11 protein-coding genes are annotated in these 15345 nt (G+C 49.0%); 6 read left to right on the top strand and 5 right to left on the bottom strand.

Annotated features, from left to right (window positions below):
• Window positions 1-20: 20 nt before the first annotated feature.
• Window positions 21-1712 (bottom strand): type IV-A pilus assembly ATPase PilB, encoded by a 1692-nt coding sequence (gene pilB, locus BTA35_RS02550; protein ID WP_202931154.1) that lies wholly within the window; start codon window positions 1710-1712, stop codon window positions 21-23.
• A 217-nt stretch (window positions 1713-1929) separates the two neighbouring features.
• Here pilB and BTA35_RS18645 point away from each other — a divergent pair, with 217 nt between their 5' ends.
• The gene (locus BTA35_RS18645) at window positions 1930-2361 is read left to right on the top strand and encodes a pilin (RefSeq protein WP_160054919.1); all 432 of its coding nucleotides are present in this window, start codon (window positions 1930-1932) and stop codon (window positions 2359-2361) included.
• A 158-nt stretch (window positions 2362-2519) separates the two neighbouring features.
• Here the strand turns inward: BTA35_RS18645 and BTA35_RS02535 are convergent, their stop codons facing one another.
• The 4 genes from BTA35_RS02535 to rdgC form a co-directional block, all read right to left on the bottom strand.
• A complete protein-coding gene (locus BTA35_RS02535; RefSeq protein WP_077242844.1) occupies window positions 2520-2795 on the bottom strand; it encodes a hypothetical protein in 276 nt (91 codons plus the stop codon).
• A 186-nt stretch (window positions 2796-2981) separates the two neighbouring features.
• The gene (locus BTA35_RS02530) at window positions 2982-4115 is read right to left on the bottom strand and encodes a cation diffusion facilitator family transporter (protein WP_077242843.1); all 1134 of its coding nucleotides are present in this window, start codon (window positions 4113-4115) and stop codon (window positions 2982-2984) included.
• Between the two features lie 125 nt (window positions 4116-4240).
• Complete coding sequence (locus BTA35_RS02525; RefSeq protein WP_077242842.1) at window positions 4241-5398, bottom strand: 1-acyl-sn-glycerol-3-phosphate acyltransferase; 1158 nt, start codon at window positions 5396-5398, stop codon at window positions 4241-4243.
• Between the two features lie 65 nt (window positions 5399-5463).
• Window positions 5464-6384 (bottom strand): recombination-associated protein RdgC, encoded by a 921-nt coding sequence (rdgC, locus tag BTA35_RS02520; RefSeq protein WP_077242841.1) that lies wholly within the window; start codon window positions 6382-6384, stop codon window positions 5464-5466.
• Between the two features lie 305 nt (window positions 6385-6689).
• Between rdgC and BTA35_RS02515 the strand changes: the two genes are divergently transcribed.
• The 5 genes from BTA35_RS02515 (at window position 6690) to hisC (ending at window position 15339) form a co-directional block, all read left to right on the top strand.
• Window positions 6690-8675: a methyl-accepting chemotaxis protein gene (locus BTA35_RS02515; protein ID WP_160054917.1), complete on the top strand. Its 1986-nt coding sequence runs from the start codon at window positions 6690-6692 to the stop codon at window positions 8673-8675.
• 268 nt (window positions 8676-8943) lie between these two features.
• Window positions 8944-11703, top strand: a complete 2760-nt coding sequence (gene gyrA / locus BTA35_RS02510) for a DNA gyrase subunit A (RefSeq protein ID WP_077242839.1) — start codon at window positions 8944-8946, stop codon at window positions 11701-11703.
• Window positions 11704-11893: 190 nt separating this feature from the next.
• Entirely contained in the window at window positions 11894-12979 is a 1086-nt protein-coding gene (serC, locus tag BTA35_RS17695; RefSeq protein WP_103989645.1) for a 3-phosphoserine/phosphohydroxythreonine transaminase, read from the top strand.
• Window positions 12980-12985: 6 nt separating this feature from the next.
• Complete coding sequence (gene pheA / locus BTA35_RS17690; RefSeq protein WP_103989644.1) at window positions 12986-14077, top strand: prephenate dehydratase; 1092 nt, start codon at window positions 12986-12988, stop codon at window positions 14075-14077.
• Window positions 14078-14208: 131 nt separating this feature from the next.
• Entirely contained in the window at window positions 14209-15339 is a 1131-nt protein-coding gene (hisC, locus tag BTA35_RS02500; protein ID WP_077242838.1) for a histidinol-phosphate transaminase, read from the top strand.
• The last annotated feature ends 6 nt before the right edge of the window (window positions 15340-15345 follow it).

Genomic DNA, 15345 nt, shown 5'->3' with positions numbered 1-15345 from the left:
ATCCTCAGGTTCCTTCTGAGTCAATGCTGGGTCACTCTGTGTATTTCTGCCAGAGTGGTTACACCTGAACGCACTTTATCCAGTGCTGATGCTTTCAGGTCCGGAAAACCTTCCTTCGCTGCTTGTTGAGCTATTTCTATCGCATTTGCATTTTTTAGAATCATTCGGGAAATATCATAAGTTACCGGTAGCAGTTCATAAATACCGACGCGTCCCTTATAGCCGTTGTTACATTGTTCACACCCTACGGGCTCAAACAGTTTCAATGATGTTACTTCGGAACGACTGAATCCTGCCTCTAAGAGAGTTTTTTCCGGGATGTCTGTGGAGGCTTTGCAGTTACTGCACAGTTTTCGGGCTAGCCTTTGTGCAATGATCAGGCTGACAGATGTTGCAATATTAAAGGAAGGTATTCCCATATTGTTCAGGCGCGTCAGAGTTTCTGAAGCACTGTTCGTATGTAGTGTAGACAGAACCAGATGGCCGGTCTGTGCCGCTTTAATAGCTATTTCTGCAGTTTCGAGATCACGGATCTCCCCAATCATGACAATATCCGGGTCCTGCCGGAGAAAGGCCCGAAGAGTGGTCGCAAAGTCGAGACCAATCCTGGTGTTAACATTAACCTGATTGATGCCATCCATATTAATCTCCACAGGGTCCTCCACTGTGGATATATTGCGTTCCGGCGTATTCAGAATGTTTAGTCCTGTATAGAGGGTTACCGTTTTACCGCTGCCGGTTGGGCCGGTAACCAGAATCATACCCTGGGGCTTAGCGAGTGCATTCTTGTAGATCGTTTTCTGGATTTCCGACAAACCCAATTCATCAATGCTCATTTGGGTTGCACCGGAGTCCAGTACCCTGAGTACAATTTTTTCTCCCCAAAGTGTTGGCAAAGTATTCACACGAAAATCGATGGTAAGGGTTTTGGATATTCTTAATTTAATACTGCCATCCTGAGGGATACGGCGTTCCGATATATCTAACTGTGCCATCACCTTTATACGGCTGGTAATACGGTGCCTGAGGCTGAATGGCGGATTCAGTACTTCATGCAGAATACCGTCGGTACGGTAGCGGATGCGGAAGCTGTGTTCATAGGGTTCCAGGTGAATATCTGAGGACCCCATCCTGATCGCATTCTGTAGCACTTTATCGACAAACTTAACGATAGGGGCATCGTCAAAGCTGCTGGAGTATGCCTCATTCGATAAACCACTCTGTTCTGCGGAGGCATCCAGATTTTCAATGGTTTCTTTTTCCAGCTGGGCGAAGGCGACTTCATCGCCTTCCAGATAAGTATTAACTGCTTTTGAGAGTTGATCATGGGGTACCAGAATGGCTTCCGTACTCAGCCCCGTCTGAAATTGAATTTCATCTACAGCCGTTAGGTGTGTCGGATTTGCAATAGCCAGGAAAAGCTTGCTGCCACGACGATACAGAGGCAGCACCATGTGGTGCCGGATCAGCTTCTCGCTTCCCAGATCTTTTGGAAAGTGTTCAGGATTAAAGGCAGATAAATCCATAAATGGCAGGCCAAACTCCTGAGCGGCTGCCAATGCCAATGTCTTTGGCGCAACCTGATCACCAGAGGCTGCATATTGAAGAAAAGAGGTATCCTGCTCCTTAGCCTGCTCTGCGATAGCCGTAGCTTTTTTTTCGCTGAGGACACCTTCCATGATTAATCTTTTTGCTATTCCATCTAAGGTCACCGGACTCTCCTCCGTTGAGTGGGTATCTTGCCTTCAGTTTGCCGGGTTCATGTATTGGAAAATAGACTTTTTCAGAATACTACCTATTGTTATAAGTCAGCTCTTACCTAAATTACTTTTAATCGTTTTACTGCCACGAGTATCGGTTTGGCGGTTATTTGGGTAGAGTCAGGTTATCACTTTCAGGATGCGTTTCACTCATGCAGAGGCGAATGAAATGGAATTTACGAATAAAGCAAGCAGTAAGTCAGAACAGGGCTTTACTTTGGTAGAGCTGCTGATTGTCGTCGCTATTATTGGTATTTTGGCAGCCGTAGCCGTACCTCAGTATGGTGATTATGTCGCTAAAGCGAACAGAGCTGCGGTACTTTCAGCGGCAGATGCCTATAAAACGCCCATTGGAATTTGCGCTCAGATTAAAGGGGATTTTGATGACTGTGATGATGACGAAGAAGATATCCCTGATGAAATTACGGCTACTGATGGTAATAAAGCGGTTGCTACCTTAACGGTGGCAGCTGGAAAGATCAGCATAACGGCTACAGAAGATTTTGGTGGAACCTCTTACTGCATTACACCGACGACAACCGGTGGCGTTATTACATGGGAAACCACAGAGACAGCATGTGTTTCCGGTTCTGGTGAATAGATACAGTAGTGTACTTTGATGCCTGCTCTATCTGACTTAAGCCTCAATGGGTGGCTATAAAAAAAACCGAAGGTTGTAGCTTCGGTTTTTTTGATTTGCAAAGAGCGTTGTTGTACTGATATCGGTCGATTCAGGCCTAACGCATAGCTTGTTACTGCCTAATACATCGCTTGCTCTTCGTCGATCACTTCTTTTAAGACTTCCAGGTACAGGCGATCTGCATCGGAGAAATCTTCCGGGTCATCGGGAATCTTAACGCTGGTCAGGCTGCTGATCTCATTAGCGATAACCGTGGCTGCATTTTGAGTGCCGGAGTGTTTGCGGGCAACTTCAAGGGATGCGGGAATAATTTCAGGATCCTGCAGAAGTTTTTTAATAAACTGGCGTAGTTCGTTGATAACGCGGGTTTTGTTCATTTCATTTGCGCTGCTCATATAAGGCTCCTTAGATGCCGTTCGCAATCTTATAATCTGATCTGTGGTGACGCATGACTGTGAATGTGGCGGAACTGGCTCTGGATTGAATACCGCCTTGCACAGAATTATATAAGCTGCCCGTCAGATTAAATAGACGTTTTTTTTCAATGGGCTTAGGACTACCGATTGTTAAATGAATAATCCTTAATTATTTCGTTGCCAGACCCTTAGCTGCCCTAGCCAATCTTTATCGTTAAGGCACTGCTTAAGGATGCTCTCTGACAGCGTCACGGGCAGGCTGTTGGCAAGATAGAGGTCGATATCGATACGATTATTCAGATAATGCAGTACCAGTTGGCTGCTTTGGAACTCAATGGGTAGTGCCCGCCATGCATATTGAAGCTGTCCGACAACGTCGTCTCTCAACGGTGGTAGCTTTTCCAGTGAGGGTAAGTCGTCGTCTGAGTCATTTTCCGCATCAATATGAAAGGTTATATCCGCCACCTCCGGGTGATGATCACGGATCAACTGAGAAACCTGAACACCAATTTGATGACCTTCGGAAACACTAATCCTTGGGTTTACTTCAATATGGATATCAAGGAAAACATCGGCTCCCATCTTTCGGGTACGCAGGCTATGAATGGCTTTTACACACCGAATACTCTCTGCATGGCGTAACATATCAAGGGTTTCTTCTTCGGGAAGGGCGGTATCTACCAGCTCCTTAATACTGCCTGACATCAGTTTCCAGCCAATATGGGCGACCATCAGGCCAACAATCATGGCGGCGATCTGGTCAAGCCATTGGATACCGAGCATGGTACCACTGATACCGATCAGGACCACGATAGACGAGAGGGCATCACTGCGGCTGTGCCAGGCATTGGCCACCAGAAGATCAGACCTGATTTTTTGTGCGACTCGCATCGTGTAGTGAAAAATCCATTCCTTACCGAGAATAGATATAGCGGCTACGACAAGTGCTGGCCAGCGGGGGACTGTCAGGTTGTCTGTTTGCCAGAGTCGAATAAGGCTGTCATAAAAGATCGCGCCTGCTACCGCGATCAGCAGGCTACCGAGAACCAGCGTGCCCATGGTTTCAAAACGGGCGTGACCATAAGGGTGGTTTTTGTCCGGCTTCTGACGGCCGTAATAGGTGACAACCATTACCATGGCGTCAGTCAGTAGGTCCGATAGTGAGTGAATGCCATCGGCGATTAACGCATGAGAATTGCTGGCCCAGCCGACAATAATTTTTGAGATACCAAGAATCGCATCCAGAGCAGCTCCGATCAGGGTGACTTTATGTGCCGCTTTAGTCGATTCCTGTCGCATAGCAACTCCTGTGGTAAGGCATATTAGCGAGTTTGTAGAAAGAGAATACTAAGATGGAATTGGGGTTAAGGACAGTTGTTTTCCATCGGGCTGCCCTAATATGGAAGCCCGATGGAAAGAGCAGGTTAGCTATTAATTAGGCCGCGACTATTCAGAATAGGATTCGCATACATTTTCAGAACATAGTCGTGTAGTTTTTCAGGAATGGACTGTAGATGTTGTTCAAACTGATTACGTTCCTGTTGCGTGATCATGGGTTTGCCGCTGATATGTTCATAACCACCCAGCTTTTCAAGAGCTAACCAGTTTGATGGGTAGAAGCAATAATTGTCCCAAATCCGGCGGTCAATCTGAGAAGCGGCTTGATCAGCGTTGGCGAATTCACCGGATAATGGCTGATCAAAGTGGACATGTACACGACCCTTATGACCGGATATGCCTTTAACGATGCTGTCTATATCTTCAAACTCCACTTTATTGTAACTACCTTCAGTGGCCAATGCGTTGAGTTCCCGCGCTTTCATCTCATCGCAGGGGTCATACTCGTATGAGATGGTGACCGGCACGATATTTAACTCGTTAATCACCTCAGAAAAGGTTGGCCCGGAGCCTTTTTGTTTACGGCTCATGTAAAACATTTTAACGATGGCGGGATCTGTGCGGTCGATACCATCTTTAGCCCGCCCCTCTTTCTGGGCGATCCAGATGGAATGCTGTTCTTCCAGTATAGAGAAGTTGATGTAACCGGATAGCTGAGTCAGTGTCTTCATCATTTCACGTACGCCTTTGGCAGACCGTTTAACGATAAAGCTTTTGTTCAGGCGCATCAGGTCACTGATATAAGGTTTTTGCAGTAGATTGTCGCCGATGGCGATACGCACGGTGTCACGATTTGCCTGATAGAGAGCATAATTCACAAATGCCGGATCCATGGCGATATCTCTGTGGTTGGCCACAAAAAGATAAGCTTTGGAAGTATCCAGTTGCTCGAGGCCGGAAACAGTAAAGCCGTCGGTGGAGTTGCGGATCATTCGATTCATGTAGCCGGCGATCTGACTCTGAAACTGGTCGATGCGGTTGATATCTGAAAACTGGCTTTTCAGTTTACGGCGAATCAGAGGGCGCAAAAGAAAACCCAGGCTTTGATGTAGCTGTGGAAAACGGAACTGACAGATGGCACTGATCAGTTCAGGGTTGTTGATGACCTCCTGAACGACCTCGTTAACTTCATGGTCGTAATAAGGACGAATCTCTTTAAAGCTGTCGTTTTCCAGTGTGTTCATTGTCTCTCTGAGTCCATTGGTTTATCAGTCTGCCCGGTAGGCGTCACTATTCGTTGGGGGGAGGGTTAGTTGGATCCCAGGTTGCTTTGACCGCCCATCCATTCCGCCAGGGTGGGAATAAAACGCTTTAGCTCAAGGGTCATCAGTGTAAAGTCTGTATCCAACCGGGTCATGGGGTCTTCGTCACTATAGCTATCTTTCGCTTCATCCAGTAGCTCATCACCAAAACGCAGGCGTTTAATGATGAGATCATCCTGCAGGATAAACTGGATCTTTTCCTGCCAGTTTATTGCCAGCTTAACCACCTGTTTTCCAGTTTCTATGTGGGCCAGAATTTCCTCCGCATCCAGCTCCTGCTGTTTGCATCGAATCACACTGCCCTCTTCAAGGTCAGAGCGCAGTTCGCATTGCCCATCCAGCTCCAGCCCCTGAGGGCGCTTGCTGGCATCCTGCAGCCACTCTGTCATCACAATACTGGGACTTTGTTCGGTGTTAAAAGGGACGACAGGCAGTGATCCCAGCGTTTGGCGTAGCAGATCTAAAAACTCATCGGCTTTCTTGGCGCTGGAGGCGTCAACCACCACCAGGTTGTCCTTGGGGGCGATATAACCCCAGGTAAAACTTGAACGAACAAAAGCACGGGGTGTTAGTTCGCTAAGGATATCCTCTTTAATGCTGAGCTTTTCTTTTCTGCCAACGTGGCGGTTTTCTTTGGCTTCCAGCTCTTCCACTTTTTCCTGAAGCGTTTCATTAACGACGGCTGCCGGGATCACTTTTTCCTGACGGCGTAAGCAAAGCAAAATAGCACCGCCACTGGCGTGATGTAGCTGTCCTGCCGTTGCAGCGGGTAATGTCCAGCCAAGCCGATAGGTTTCGATACTCTTGCAGGGTTCAAACCGGAACGCTTCTAACTGAGATTCAAGCTGGCTGAGATCTGGCTCGATATCTTTGTTGAGCTGAAAAAGCTGAAGGTTCTTAAACCACATGCGACAGGACTCCATCAATTCTGGGCGCGACATTATCTAATAAAGGACGCGGCTAAGCCAGATAATACGGGGAAAACAGTTGTTCTTACATTCCGTAACAAAACTGTCAAACCTCTGGAGCAAAGTAGATCTGAGGCTTGGGCGGCTCCCAAGTGTTGCAGAAATATTACTGTCATTTAAGTGTAAGAAATCTGTCATTTAGCTTTGGCATCGTGTGCTGCGAAAGAGTTAATTGCGGACATTCGTCCAATTACTGCATTGAATGGCGGGAATTGAAAGCCCCGTAGATGAAGGCTACACATCCTATGAAAATTGCTACGGTCACGCGAGCGACCTCAGTTGTTCTGGTTCTGATCGCTGTTTCTTTGGCGGCAACTCTGTTCTGGGGGCTTAAGCGTCTCGACAGTGCTTTCTCCGCAACTCAATCCTATAACGAGTTGAAAGAAGAGGTTGCTCTGGACCTTAGGCGTACGCTTCAGGAATACCTGCAAACCGGCAATGCTTTAAAGTTGAGTGCGGCAGAGCAGGAAATTGACCGACTGACCTCTGAACGTTTGGCGCTTTTGCCTCCGGCCCTTGCCCGAGATATTGCGGATTCCTTGAATCGTCTGAAAGAAGGGGTGACCGGTGAGTTTCGGGGAGCTGGCAAACTGGCGGGTAATCAGAAAGGGTTGCTTTTGCAGGCTGAGAAAGAGATTGCTGATGCTGCTGATGTAATTTATGACTATGCCGATGAAGGTGAGTCCGATAGCCCTCGTGTAGCTGCCGGATATTTTAAACTGTTGCACCACGTGAGTCAGTCCCTTGTTCAGGTGAAGTATCTGCGAGAGCAGTATATGGACACGGCTAATAGTAGCTATCGTGAGTCTCTTTTGGAGCAAGTTGCGCAGTTGAAGGCAGATGCTGCGGAACTGAATGCAATGCCTCGCCTTGGTGTCTATGCCGAGGAGGAGGTTGATGAGATGCAGGCCCTGATGGGTTGGGGGGATGACTCAGAGTCTGAATCGGCTAAAGTGGATCTTGGCGATGAGTTGATCAGTGATCTACAGGGGCTAGTGCGCCGGTATCCGACCGAGCTGGATAATACCCTGAGTAACATTGAAGTCGGAGTGAAAAGCCGGGTTGCGGTCAATCAGTTAATTGCTGATGCTGAGTCGCAAATTTTGTCCGGACAGGCGGATGTGATTGCCTATCGTCACACGCTTGAGAGACAGGTTAAACAGATTTTTATTGCTTATGTGGGACTAATCGTCTTTGTCGCTATTATCCTGCATCTGTTCCAGAATCGTGTTGTACTGAAAACACTGCGAGAGCTTTCTGATGGTATTGGCTCTCTGGTAAAAAGCGGTGAGATGCGACAAATTACGGTTCACAACCCAGATAGTGAAACCGGGCAGATCGCGCAGAACTTTAATCATATGATCGAAACGATGCAGCATCAGCAACAGGAAAAGCATGCGCAGCTGAGCCAGATTACCGACTCGCTGGAGGTTGTGTTGACGGATATCGATACCATCAGTAAAACGGCCAATGAAACTCGGGATTATATTTCTAAGTCCCATAGCTTTACTGATGAGCTGACCCGCCTGGCACAGGATGTCGATATGAGCTCTACACAGGTAGAAAGCTTTGCCCGTGAAACTGCAAGCTTTATGGAAACAAGTCAGACCAGTGCCCGTAACGTAGAGCAGGCCAGTGAACAGGCAATTTCAACACTCAGCAGTGGTCATCAATCCCTGGATGAGCTTATCGTTGCTGTAGATGAAGTCACCAGCATTCTGGATGTGATCTCCGGTATCTCTGAGCAAACAAATCTTTTGGCACTGAATGCTGCGATTGAATCCGCAAGGGCGGGAGAGCATGGTCGTGGTTTTGCCGTGGTGGCTGATGAAGTGCGAAATCTTTCCATGGAAACGCAAAACTCAGTTACCAAAATTGGTGGCATTCTGGGGCAGTTACGTAACTCATCCGGTAACCTGAAAGATAATATGACGGATATCTCTGATGCTGCCCAGGAGCAGAAAAAAGCTTCCAGCGAGCTATTGGATATGTCCCGTACCGTCCAGGCTCACTCCGATAAGGCGGCTACGTTTGCCCATCAGGGAGCAAAGGTTGCCCGTCACCAGGTCGAGCAGGTTGAGGTCTTTATCTCCAGTATGGAAGAGATGGAAAAGCAGGCCCAGCAGGCAGAAGAGGTGATTCTTTCGGTGCAGACGGAAGTGCATGAAAAGGTGCTTTGGATCTCGAATGCCTTGGGAGTATCCCGGAATAAAAAAGAATTTCTGCTCTGATCGTATGTGATGCGCCAAGAATTTTAAAACCAGCTTCTGTCACGTAATGTGCAGAAGCTGTTTTTTTATCTCTGCGAAAGCCGAGGCTACCCTGAGAAAGTGACAGATAAGGCTTAACAAACTGATTTGTGGTCTTTTTACAATTGTAGTGTGTCAGCGCTCAAATTGCTGCAAGGGGGTAATAAAGAGTATAATCGGATGAATTTTGAATAAGAGTGTTGCGCACTGGGTTGCAACGCAGTGTTGCCGATAAAGGATTCCGATACTCATGGGTGAATTTGCAAGAGAAATTCTGCCAGTCAACATCGAAGACGAGCTGAAGCAGTCCTATCTGGATTACGCCATGAGCGTAATTGTAGGTCGTGCTCTTCCCGATGTTCGCGATGGCCTTAAGCCGGTACACCGTCGTGTGCTGTTTGCGATGCAGCAGCTTGGTAACGACTGGAATAAACCGTATAAGAAATCGGCCCGTGTGGTCGGTGATGTAATCGGTAAATATCACCCCCACGGTGACAGTGCGGTTTATGACACTATTGTGCGTATGGCGCAGCCTTTTTCCATGCGACATATGCTGGTGGATGGCCAGGGTAACTTTGGCTCCATTGATGGTGATAACGCGGCTGCAATGCGTTATACCGAGGTACGTATGGCGCGTATCTCCCATGAGATGCTGGCGGATCTGGATAAAGAGACCGTTGATTTCGTTGATAACTATGACGGTACAGAACAGATTCCGGAAGTTCTGCCCACCCGTGTACCGAACCTGCTGGTAAACGGTTCCTCTGGTATTGCTGTTGGTATGGCAACCAATATTCCGCCGCACAACCTGACGGAAGTGATCAATGGCTGCTTGGCTCTGCTGGATAATAGCGAGCTGACCATTGATGATCTGATGGAATATATTCCGGGGCCGGATTTTCCGACACAGGGTATTATCAATGGCCGTGCAGGTATTCTGCAGGCATACCGTACCGGTCGGGGCCGTATCTATGTCCGTGCCCGCCACCATATCGAACGTGATGATAAAGCCAACAAAGAAACCATTATTATCACTGAGATCCCTTATCAGCTGAATAAAGCCCGGGTGATCGAAAAGATTGCTGAGCTGGTAAAAGAGAAGAAGATCGAAGGTATTTCTGAGCTGCGTGATGAGTCTGATAAAGACGGCTTGCGAGTAGTGATTGAGCTGAAACGGGGTGAATCCGGTGATGTTGTCATCAACAACCTGTTTGCACAGACCCAGCTGCAGAGTGTTTTCGGGATCAATATTGTTGCACTGGAGAACAGTCAGCCCCGGGTGATGAACCTGAAAGAGCTTTTAGAGGCCTTTCTGCGTCACCGACGCGAAGTTGTAACCCGCCGTACGGTTTTTGAACTGCGTAAAGCCCGTGAGCGTGGCCATCTGCTGGAAGGTCTGGCCATTGCACTGGCGAACATCGACCCTGTTATTGAACTAATCCGTCAGTCACCGTCGGCAGCAGAAGCAAAAGAGAAGCTGATCAATGGCAGTTGGGTGCCGGGTAATGTTATCGCTATGCTGGAGCGAGCTGGTGCAGATTCCTGTCGCCCGGATGAGCTTGAGGCCCAGTTTGGCCTTCAGGACAACGGTGAGTATCGCCTGTCCCCTGCTCAGGCTCAGGCGATTCTGGAACTGCGTCTGCATCGCCTGACCGGCCTTGAGCATGAAAAGCTGCTCAATGAATATAAAGATATTCTGGAAAAAATTGCAGAACTGGCGGCTATTCTGGCGGATTCAGAGAAGCTGCTGCAGGTTATTCGTGAAGAGCTGGAAGCGATTCGGGACCAGTACGGCGAAGAGCGTCGTACCGAGATCATCAGCAGTCAGCTCGACCTGACCATGGAAGACCTGATCAACGAAGAAGATATGGTCGTGACCATCTCCCGTAGTGGTTACGCCAAGTCTCAACCGCTAAGTGACTATCGGGCTCAGCGTCGCGGTGGCCGTGGTAAGTCTGCAACGTCCGTGAAAGATGAAGATGTGGTGGAGCATCTGCTGGTTGCATCAACCCATGACACTATTTTGCTGTTCAGCAATAAGGGTAAGGTTTACTGGCTGAAGGTCTATGAACTGCCTCAGGCCGGTCGCGGCTCCCGGGGACGCCCTATGGTGAACCTGCTACCGCTGGAAGAGGGTGAGCAGATCAGCACTATTCTGCCGGTTCGTGATTACCCTGATGACCATTTTGTCTTTATGGCAACCGCTAAAGGCACGGTTAAGAAAACGGCTCTGAGCCAGTTCTCCCGTCCCCGCAGCAGTGGTCTGATCGCGCTGGACATTAAAGAGGGTGATCGTCTGATTGGCGCTGCAATTACCAACGGCAGTAACCATGTGATGCTGCTGAACAGTGCCGGTAAGATGATTCGTTTTGATGAGTCCAATGTGCGGGCAATGGGCCGTACTGCCGGTGGTGTTCGGGGTATGCGTCTGCCGGAAGAGGGTGATGTTCAGGTGATCTCCCTGATCATCCCTCAGACTAATGACGTGGCTGCAGAAGCAGAAGAAAGTCCGGATAATACTTCAACCTCTGATATCGCGATTGCTGACGATAGCCATGATGCAACAGATAGTCAGATCTATATCATGACTGCTTCTGAAAATGGTTATGGTAAGCGAACTTGTCTGGAGGCCTTCCCGGTTCGTAACCGTGGTGGTCAGGGTGTTATTGCGATGCAGACCAGTGAGCGTAACGGTCAGTTGGTTTCTGCCATGCAGGTCAGTGACCTGGACGAGATGATGCTGATCACCGATAAGGGCACACTGGTACGTACCCGTGTTTCTGAGGTTTCTGTTTCGGGGCGGAATACTCAAGGGGTAACTCTGATTCGCCTGGGCGATGACGAAAACCTGGTGACTGCGGTTCGTATTGATGAGCCTGAAGTGACGGAAGATGAGTTGGAAGACGATGCTGAAAATTCCGTTGTACCAACGGATCAGACCGATGCTACTTCAGAACCGGAGCGCTCAGCCCCATCTGATCCTTCTGCGGAAGATGACTCTGCTGAATAAGCACAGATCGTTCTGAACACCTTTCCGGCGAGGGCTTTCCTCGCCGGAGCTCTTTTATACCGGATGCGGTGCTACCGCGTTGATATGGCCTGAAGTTCTGATGTGTTTTAAAACCCTATTTGAAACCCGTCACGGTCGTTAATCTGTTGAGTGACCGGACCATCAGAACTTCGATTTTGAGAAGACCCAAATGACACGTCTGTTTAATTTTTGTGCAGGGCCAGCTGCTCTGCCTGAAGCGGTACTGAAAAAAGCACAATTTGAGATGCTGGACTGGCAGGGGCGTGGCTTGTCGGTAATGGAGATGAGTCATCGCAGCGACGATTATGTGGCAATCGCCGCCCAGGCGGAAAAAGACTTCCGTGAGCTGCTGAATATTCCTGATAACTATAAAGTGCTCTTTATGCAAGGCGGTGCCAGCAGCCAGTTTGCAATGGTGCCTCTGAATCTGCTGGGTAATGGTGGTATACCGAACTATATTGAAACCGGTGTCTGGGCCGGGAAAGCGATCAAAGAAGCCTCCCGTTATGCGAAAGGTCTTCATACCGCCGGTAGCAGTAAAGACCGTAATTACACCTGTACCCCTGCGCAGTCAGAACTTGAATTGTCTGACAATGCGGCTTACCTGCACTTTACCAGTAATGAAACCATCGGCGGACTGGCCTTTGATTATCTGCCACAGGCTGATCTGCCTCTGGTCTGTGATATGTCCTCTGATATTCTGTCCAAGCCCCTGGATGTGACGCAGTATGGCGTGATCTATGCCGGTGCTCAGAAAAATATTGGCCCTGCTGGCCTGACGTTGGTGATTATTCGTGATGATCTGCTGGATCAGGCGATGGCGGTCACGCCGTCGATGATGAACTATCGTATCATGGCGGATAACGACTCTATGTATAACACTCCACCGACCTATGCCTGGTATTTGGCGGGGCTGGTGTTTGACTGGCTGAAACGTGATATTGGCGGCCTGGACAAGATGGCTGAGATCAACACCCGCAAAGCTGCGAAGCTTTACCAGGCGATTGATAACAGTGGCTTTTATGCTAACCCGATTGCAGTAGCAAATCGTTCGCAGATGAATGTACCCTTTACATTAGCGGATGCGTCTCTGGACAAGTTGTTCCTGCAGGAGTCTGAGGCCGCTGGTTTACTGAATCTGGCCGGCCATCGCTCTGTAGGTGGAATGCGGGCCAGTATCTATAACGCAGTACCGGAAGCGGCGGTTGATGCTTTAATCGCCTTTATGTCTGATTTCGAAAAACGTCACGGGTAAGCCAAGATGTCCGAAGCTGAACAGCTCGCGCTGCTGCGCGACCAAATTGACTCCATTGATCAGCAGATTCAGCAGCTGATTAATCAGCGTGCCCAGTGCGCGCAGCAGGTGGCGGAAGTCAAGCAGGCCTCCGGTTCTGTTGATGTCCATTTTTATCGTCCTGAGCGTGAAGCTCAGGTTCTGCGTCGGGTGATGGGCCGCAATGAAGGCCCTTTATCTGATGAGGAGATGGCGCGCCTTTTCCGGGAAATTATGTCGGCTTGTCTGGCTCTTGAAGAGCCGGTAAAAGTGGCATTTCTTGGCCCTGAAGGTACCTTTACCCAGGAAGCCGCTCTTAAGCACTTTGGCCACTCGGCCCGCAGCCTGCCAATGGCTGCTATTGATGATGTTTTTCGCGAAGTGGAAGCAGGGGCCGTGGCCTATGGTGTGGTTCCTGTTGAGAACTCCACAGAAGGGGTGATCAGTCACACGCTGGATAGCTTTATTGACTCTTCCCTGAAGATCTCCGGTGAGGTGGTTCTGCGTATCCATCAGTATCTGTTGGTCGGGGAAAATACCCGTAAAGATAAGATCTCACGAATTTACTCCCATGCTTCCTCTTTGGCCCAGTGTCGTAAGTGGCTGGATCAGCATTACCCGAATGCAGAGCGTATCGCTGTCAGCAGCAACGCCGAAGCAGCGCGCTTAGTAAAAAGCGAGTGGCACTCGGCAGCAATTGCTGGTGATATGGCATCGCAGTTATACGGTCTTGATAAGCTGGCAGAGAAAATTGAGGATCAGCCGGATAATTCTACCCGTTTCCTGATTATCGGTAATCAGGAAGTGCCTGCCAGCGGTGAAGATAAAACCTCTTTGATGGTAGCTACCCGTAATCAACCCGGAGCGCTGCATGACCTGCTGGAACCTTTCCATCGTCACGGTATCGATCTGACCCGTGTCGAGACGCGCCCTTCTAAGGTTGGTGCCTGGAACTACGTTTTCTTTATCGACTTCGCAGATCATGCAGAAAGTGACAACGTTAAAGAGGCATTGGCGGAAATCAGCCAAAGAGTATCTGATATTAAAATTCTGGGTTCTTATCCTAAGGGCGTACTTTGAAGGCTCCCTGAGGTTAGTGTGCAATAAGCAAAACCAGACGGGAGGCTTGGCCTCCCGTTTTGTTGTCTTGACCAAGTGCAGATAAGAACAGACAAGTATAGGCAAAGCGAAATAGCTAAGGCGGAATAATTATGGCGTGTGATTACATTGAATTAGCAAATAAAGGCGTTCAGGGTCTGCAGCCGTACCAGCCCGGTAAGCCAGTAGAAGAGTTGGAGCGTGAGCTGGGCATCAGCAATATTGTTAAACTGGCCAGTAATGAAAACCCTCTGGGCCCAAGCCCAAAGGCGCTGGCTGCGATTCGTAACCAAATGCCGGAGCTGACCCGCTACCCTGACGGTAACGCATTTCGTCTGAAGCAGGCAATTGCTGACAAGCTGGGTGTAGACACTGATCAGATCACCTTGGGTAACGGTTCCAATGATGTACTGGAGTTGATCGCCCGCAGCTATCTGACCGCCCATAGCGCCTCTATGTATTCCCAGCACGCATTCGCCGTTTATCCCATCGTGACACAGGCGATTGGTGCTCAGCATATTGCTGTACCTGCAGTAAACTGGGGGCACGATCTGGATGCGATGGCCGCAGCGATTACTGATAAAACCCGCGTGATTTTTATTGCAAATCCGAACAATCCAACCGGAACCTGGTTGAGCGAAAACGCGGTACGCACCTTTCTGGATAAAGTACCGGAACGCATTATCGTGGTTCTGGATGAAGCCTATACCGAATATGTTGATCAGGCCGAATTTCCCGATGGCATCCGCTTGCTGAGTGATTATCCTAACCTGGTGGTGACCCGTACCTTCTCTAAAGCCTATGGTCTTGCCGGGCTGAGAATCGGTTACAGTGTCAGTCATCCTCAGGTGGCTGATATTTTAAACCGCATCCGCCAACCTTTTAATGCCAATATGTTGGCGCAGGAAGCTGCGATTGCCGCTCTTCAGGATGAGGATTACCTGGCAAAAAGCATTCAGGTGAATGCTGATGGTATGGCATATCTGGAAGAAGAGTTTAAACGCATGGGGCTGGATTATATTCCGTCCGTGGGTAACTTTATCAGCGTGGATGTTGGGCAACCGGCAGGCTCTGTTGATGATGCTCTGCTGCAGGAGGGTGTTATTGTACGCCCGGTGGCTCCCTATCAGATGCCAAACCATCTTCGGGTGTCTATCGGTACGATGGAAGAGAACCAGAGGTTTATAGCCGCGCTGGAGAAGGTTCTGGCGACTTCCGGTACTGAAAACGAGCAGGGAGAATAACCCCGG

This window comes from Oceanospirillum linum (assembly GCF_001995095.2).
Lineage (GTDB): Bacteria > Pseudomonadota > Gammaproteobacteria > Pseudomonadales > Halomonadaceae > Oceanospirillum > Oceanospirillum linum.
This window is presented reverse-complemented; position numbering and strand designations above follow the sequence as displayed.

Excerpts from the sequence above, each read along its gene's own strand:
- BTA35_RS18645 (WP_160054919.1), top strand. The coding sequence starts at position 1,930 with ATGGAATTTACGAATAAAGCAAGCAGTAAGTCAGAACAGGGCTTTACT.
- BTA35_RS02535 (WP_077242844.1), bottom strand. The coding sequence starts at position 2,795 with ATGAGCAGCGCAAATGAAATGAACAAAACCCGCGTTATCAACGAACTA.
- BTA35_RS02530 (WP_077242843.1), bottom strand. The coding sequence starts at position 4,115 with ATGCGACAGGAATCGACTAAAGCGGCACATAAAGTCACCCTGATCGGA.
- BTA35_RS02525 (WP_077242842.1), bottom strand. The coding sequence starts at position 5,398 with ATGAACACACTGGAAAACGACAGCTTTAAAGAGATTCGTCCTTATTAC.
- rdgC (WP_077242841.1), bottom strand. The coding sequence starts at position 6,384 with ATGTGGTTTAAGAACCTTCAGCTTTTTCAGCTCAACAAAGATATCGAG.
- BTA35_RS02515 (WP_160054917.1), top strand. The coding sequence starts at position 6,690 with ATGAAAATTGCTACGGTCACGCGAGCGACCTCAGTTGTTCTGGTTCTG.
- gyrA (WP_077242839.1), top strand. The coding sequence starts at position 8,944 with ATGGGTGAATTTGCAAGAGAAATTCTGCCAGTCAACATCGAAGACGAG.
- serC (WP_103989645.1), top strand. The coding sequence starts at position 11,894 with ATGACACGTCTGTTTAATTTTTGTGCAGGGCCAGCTGCTCTGCCTGAA.
- pheA (WP_103989644.1), top strand. The coding sequence starts at position 12,986 with ATGTCCGAAGCTGAACAGCTCGCGCTGCTGCGCGACCAAATTGACTCC.
- hisC (WP_077242838.1), top strand. The coding sequence starts at position 14,209 with ATGGCGTGTGATTACATTGAATTAGCAAATAAAGGCGTTCAGGGTCTG.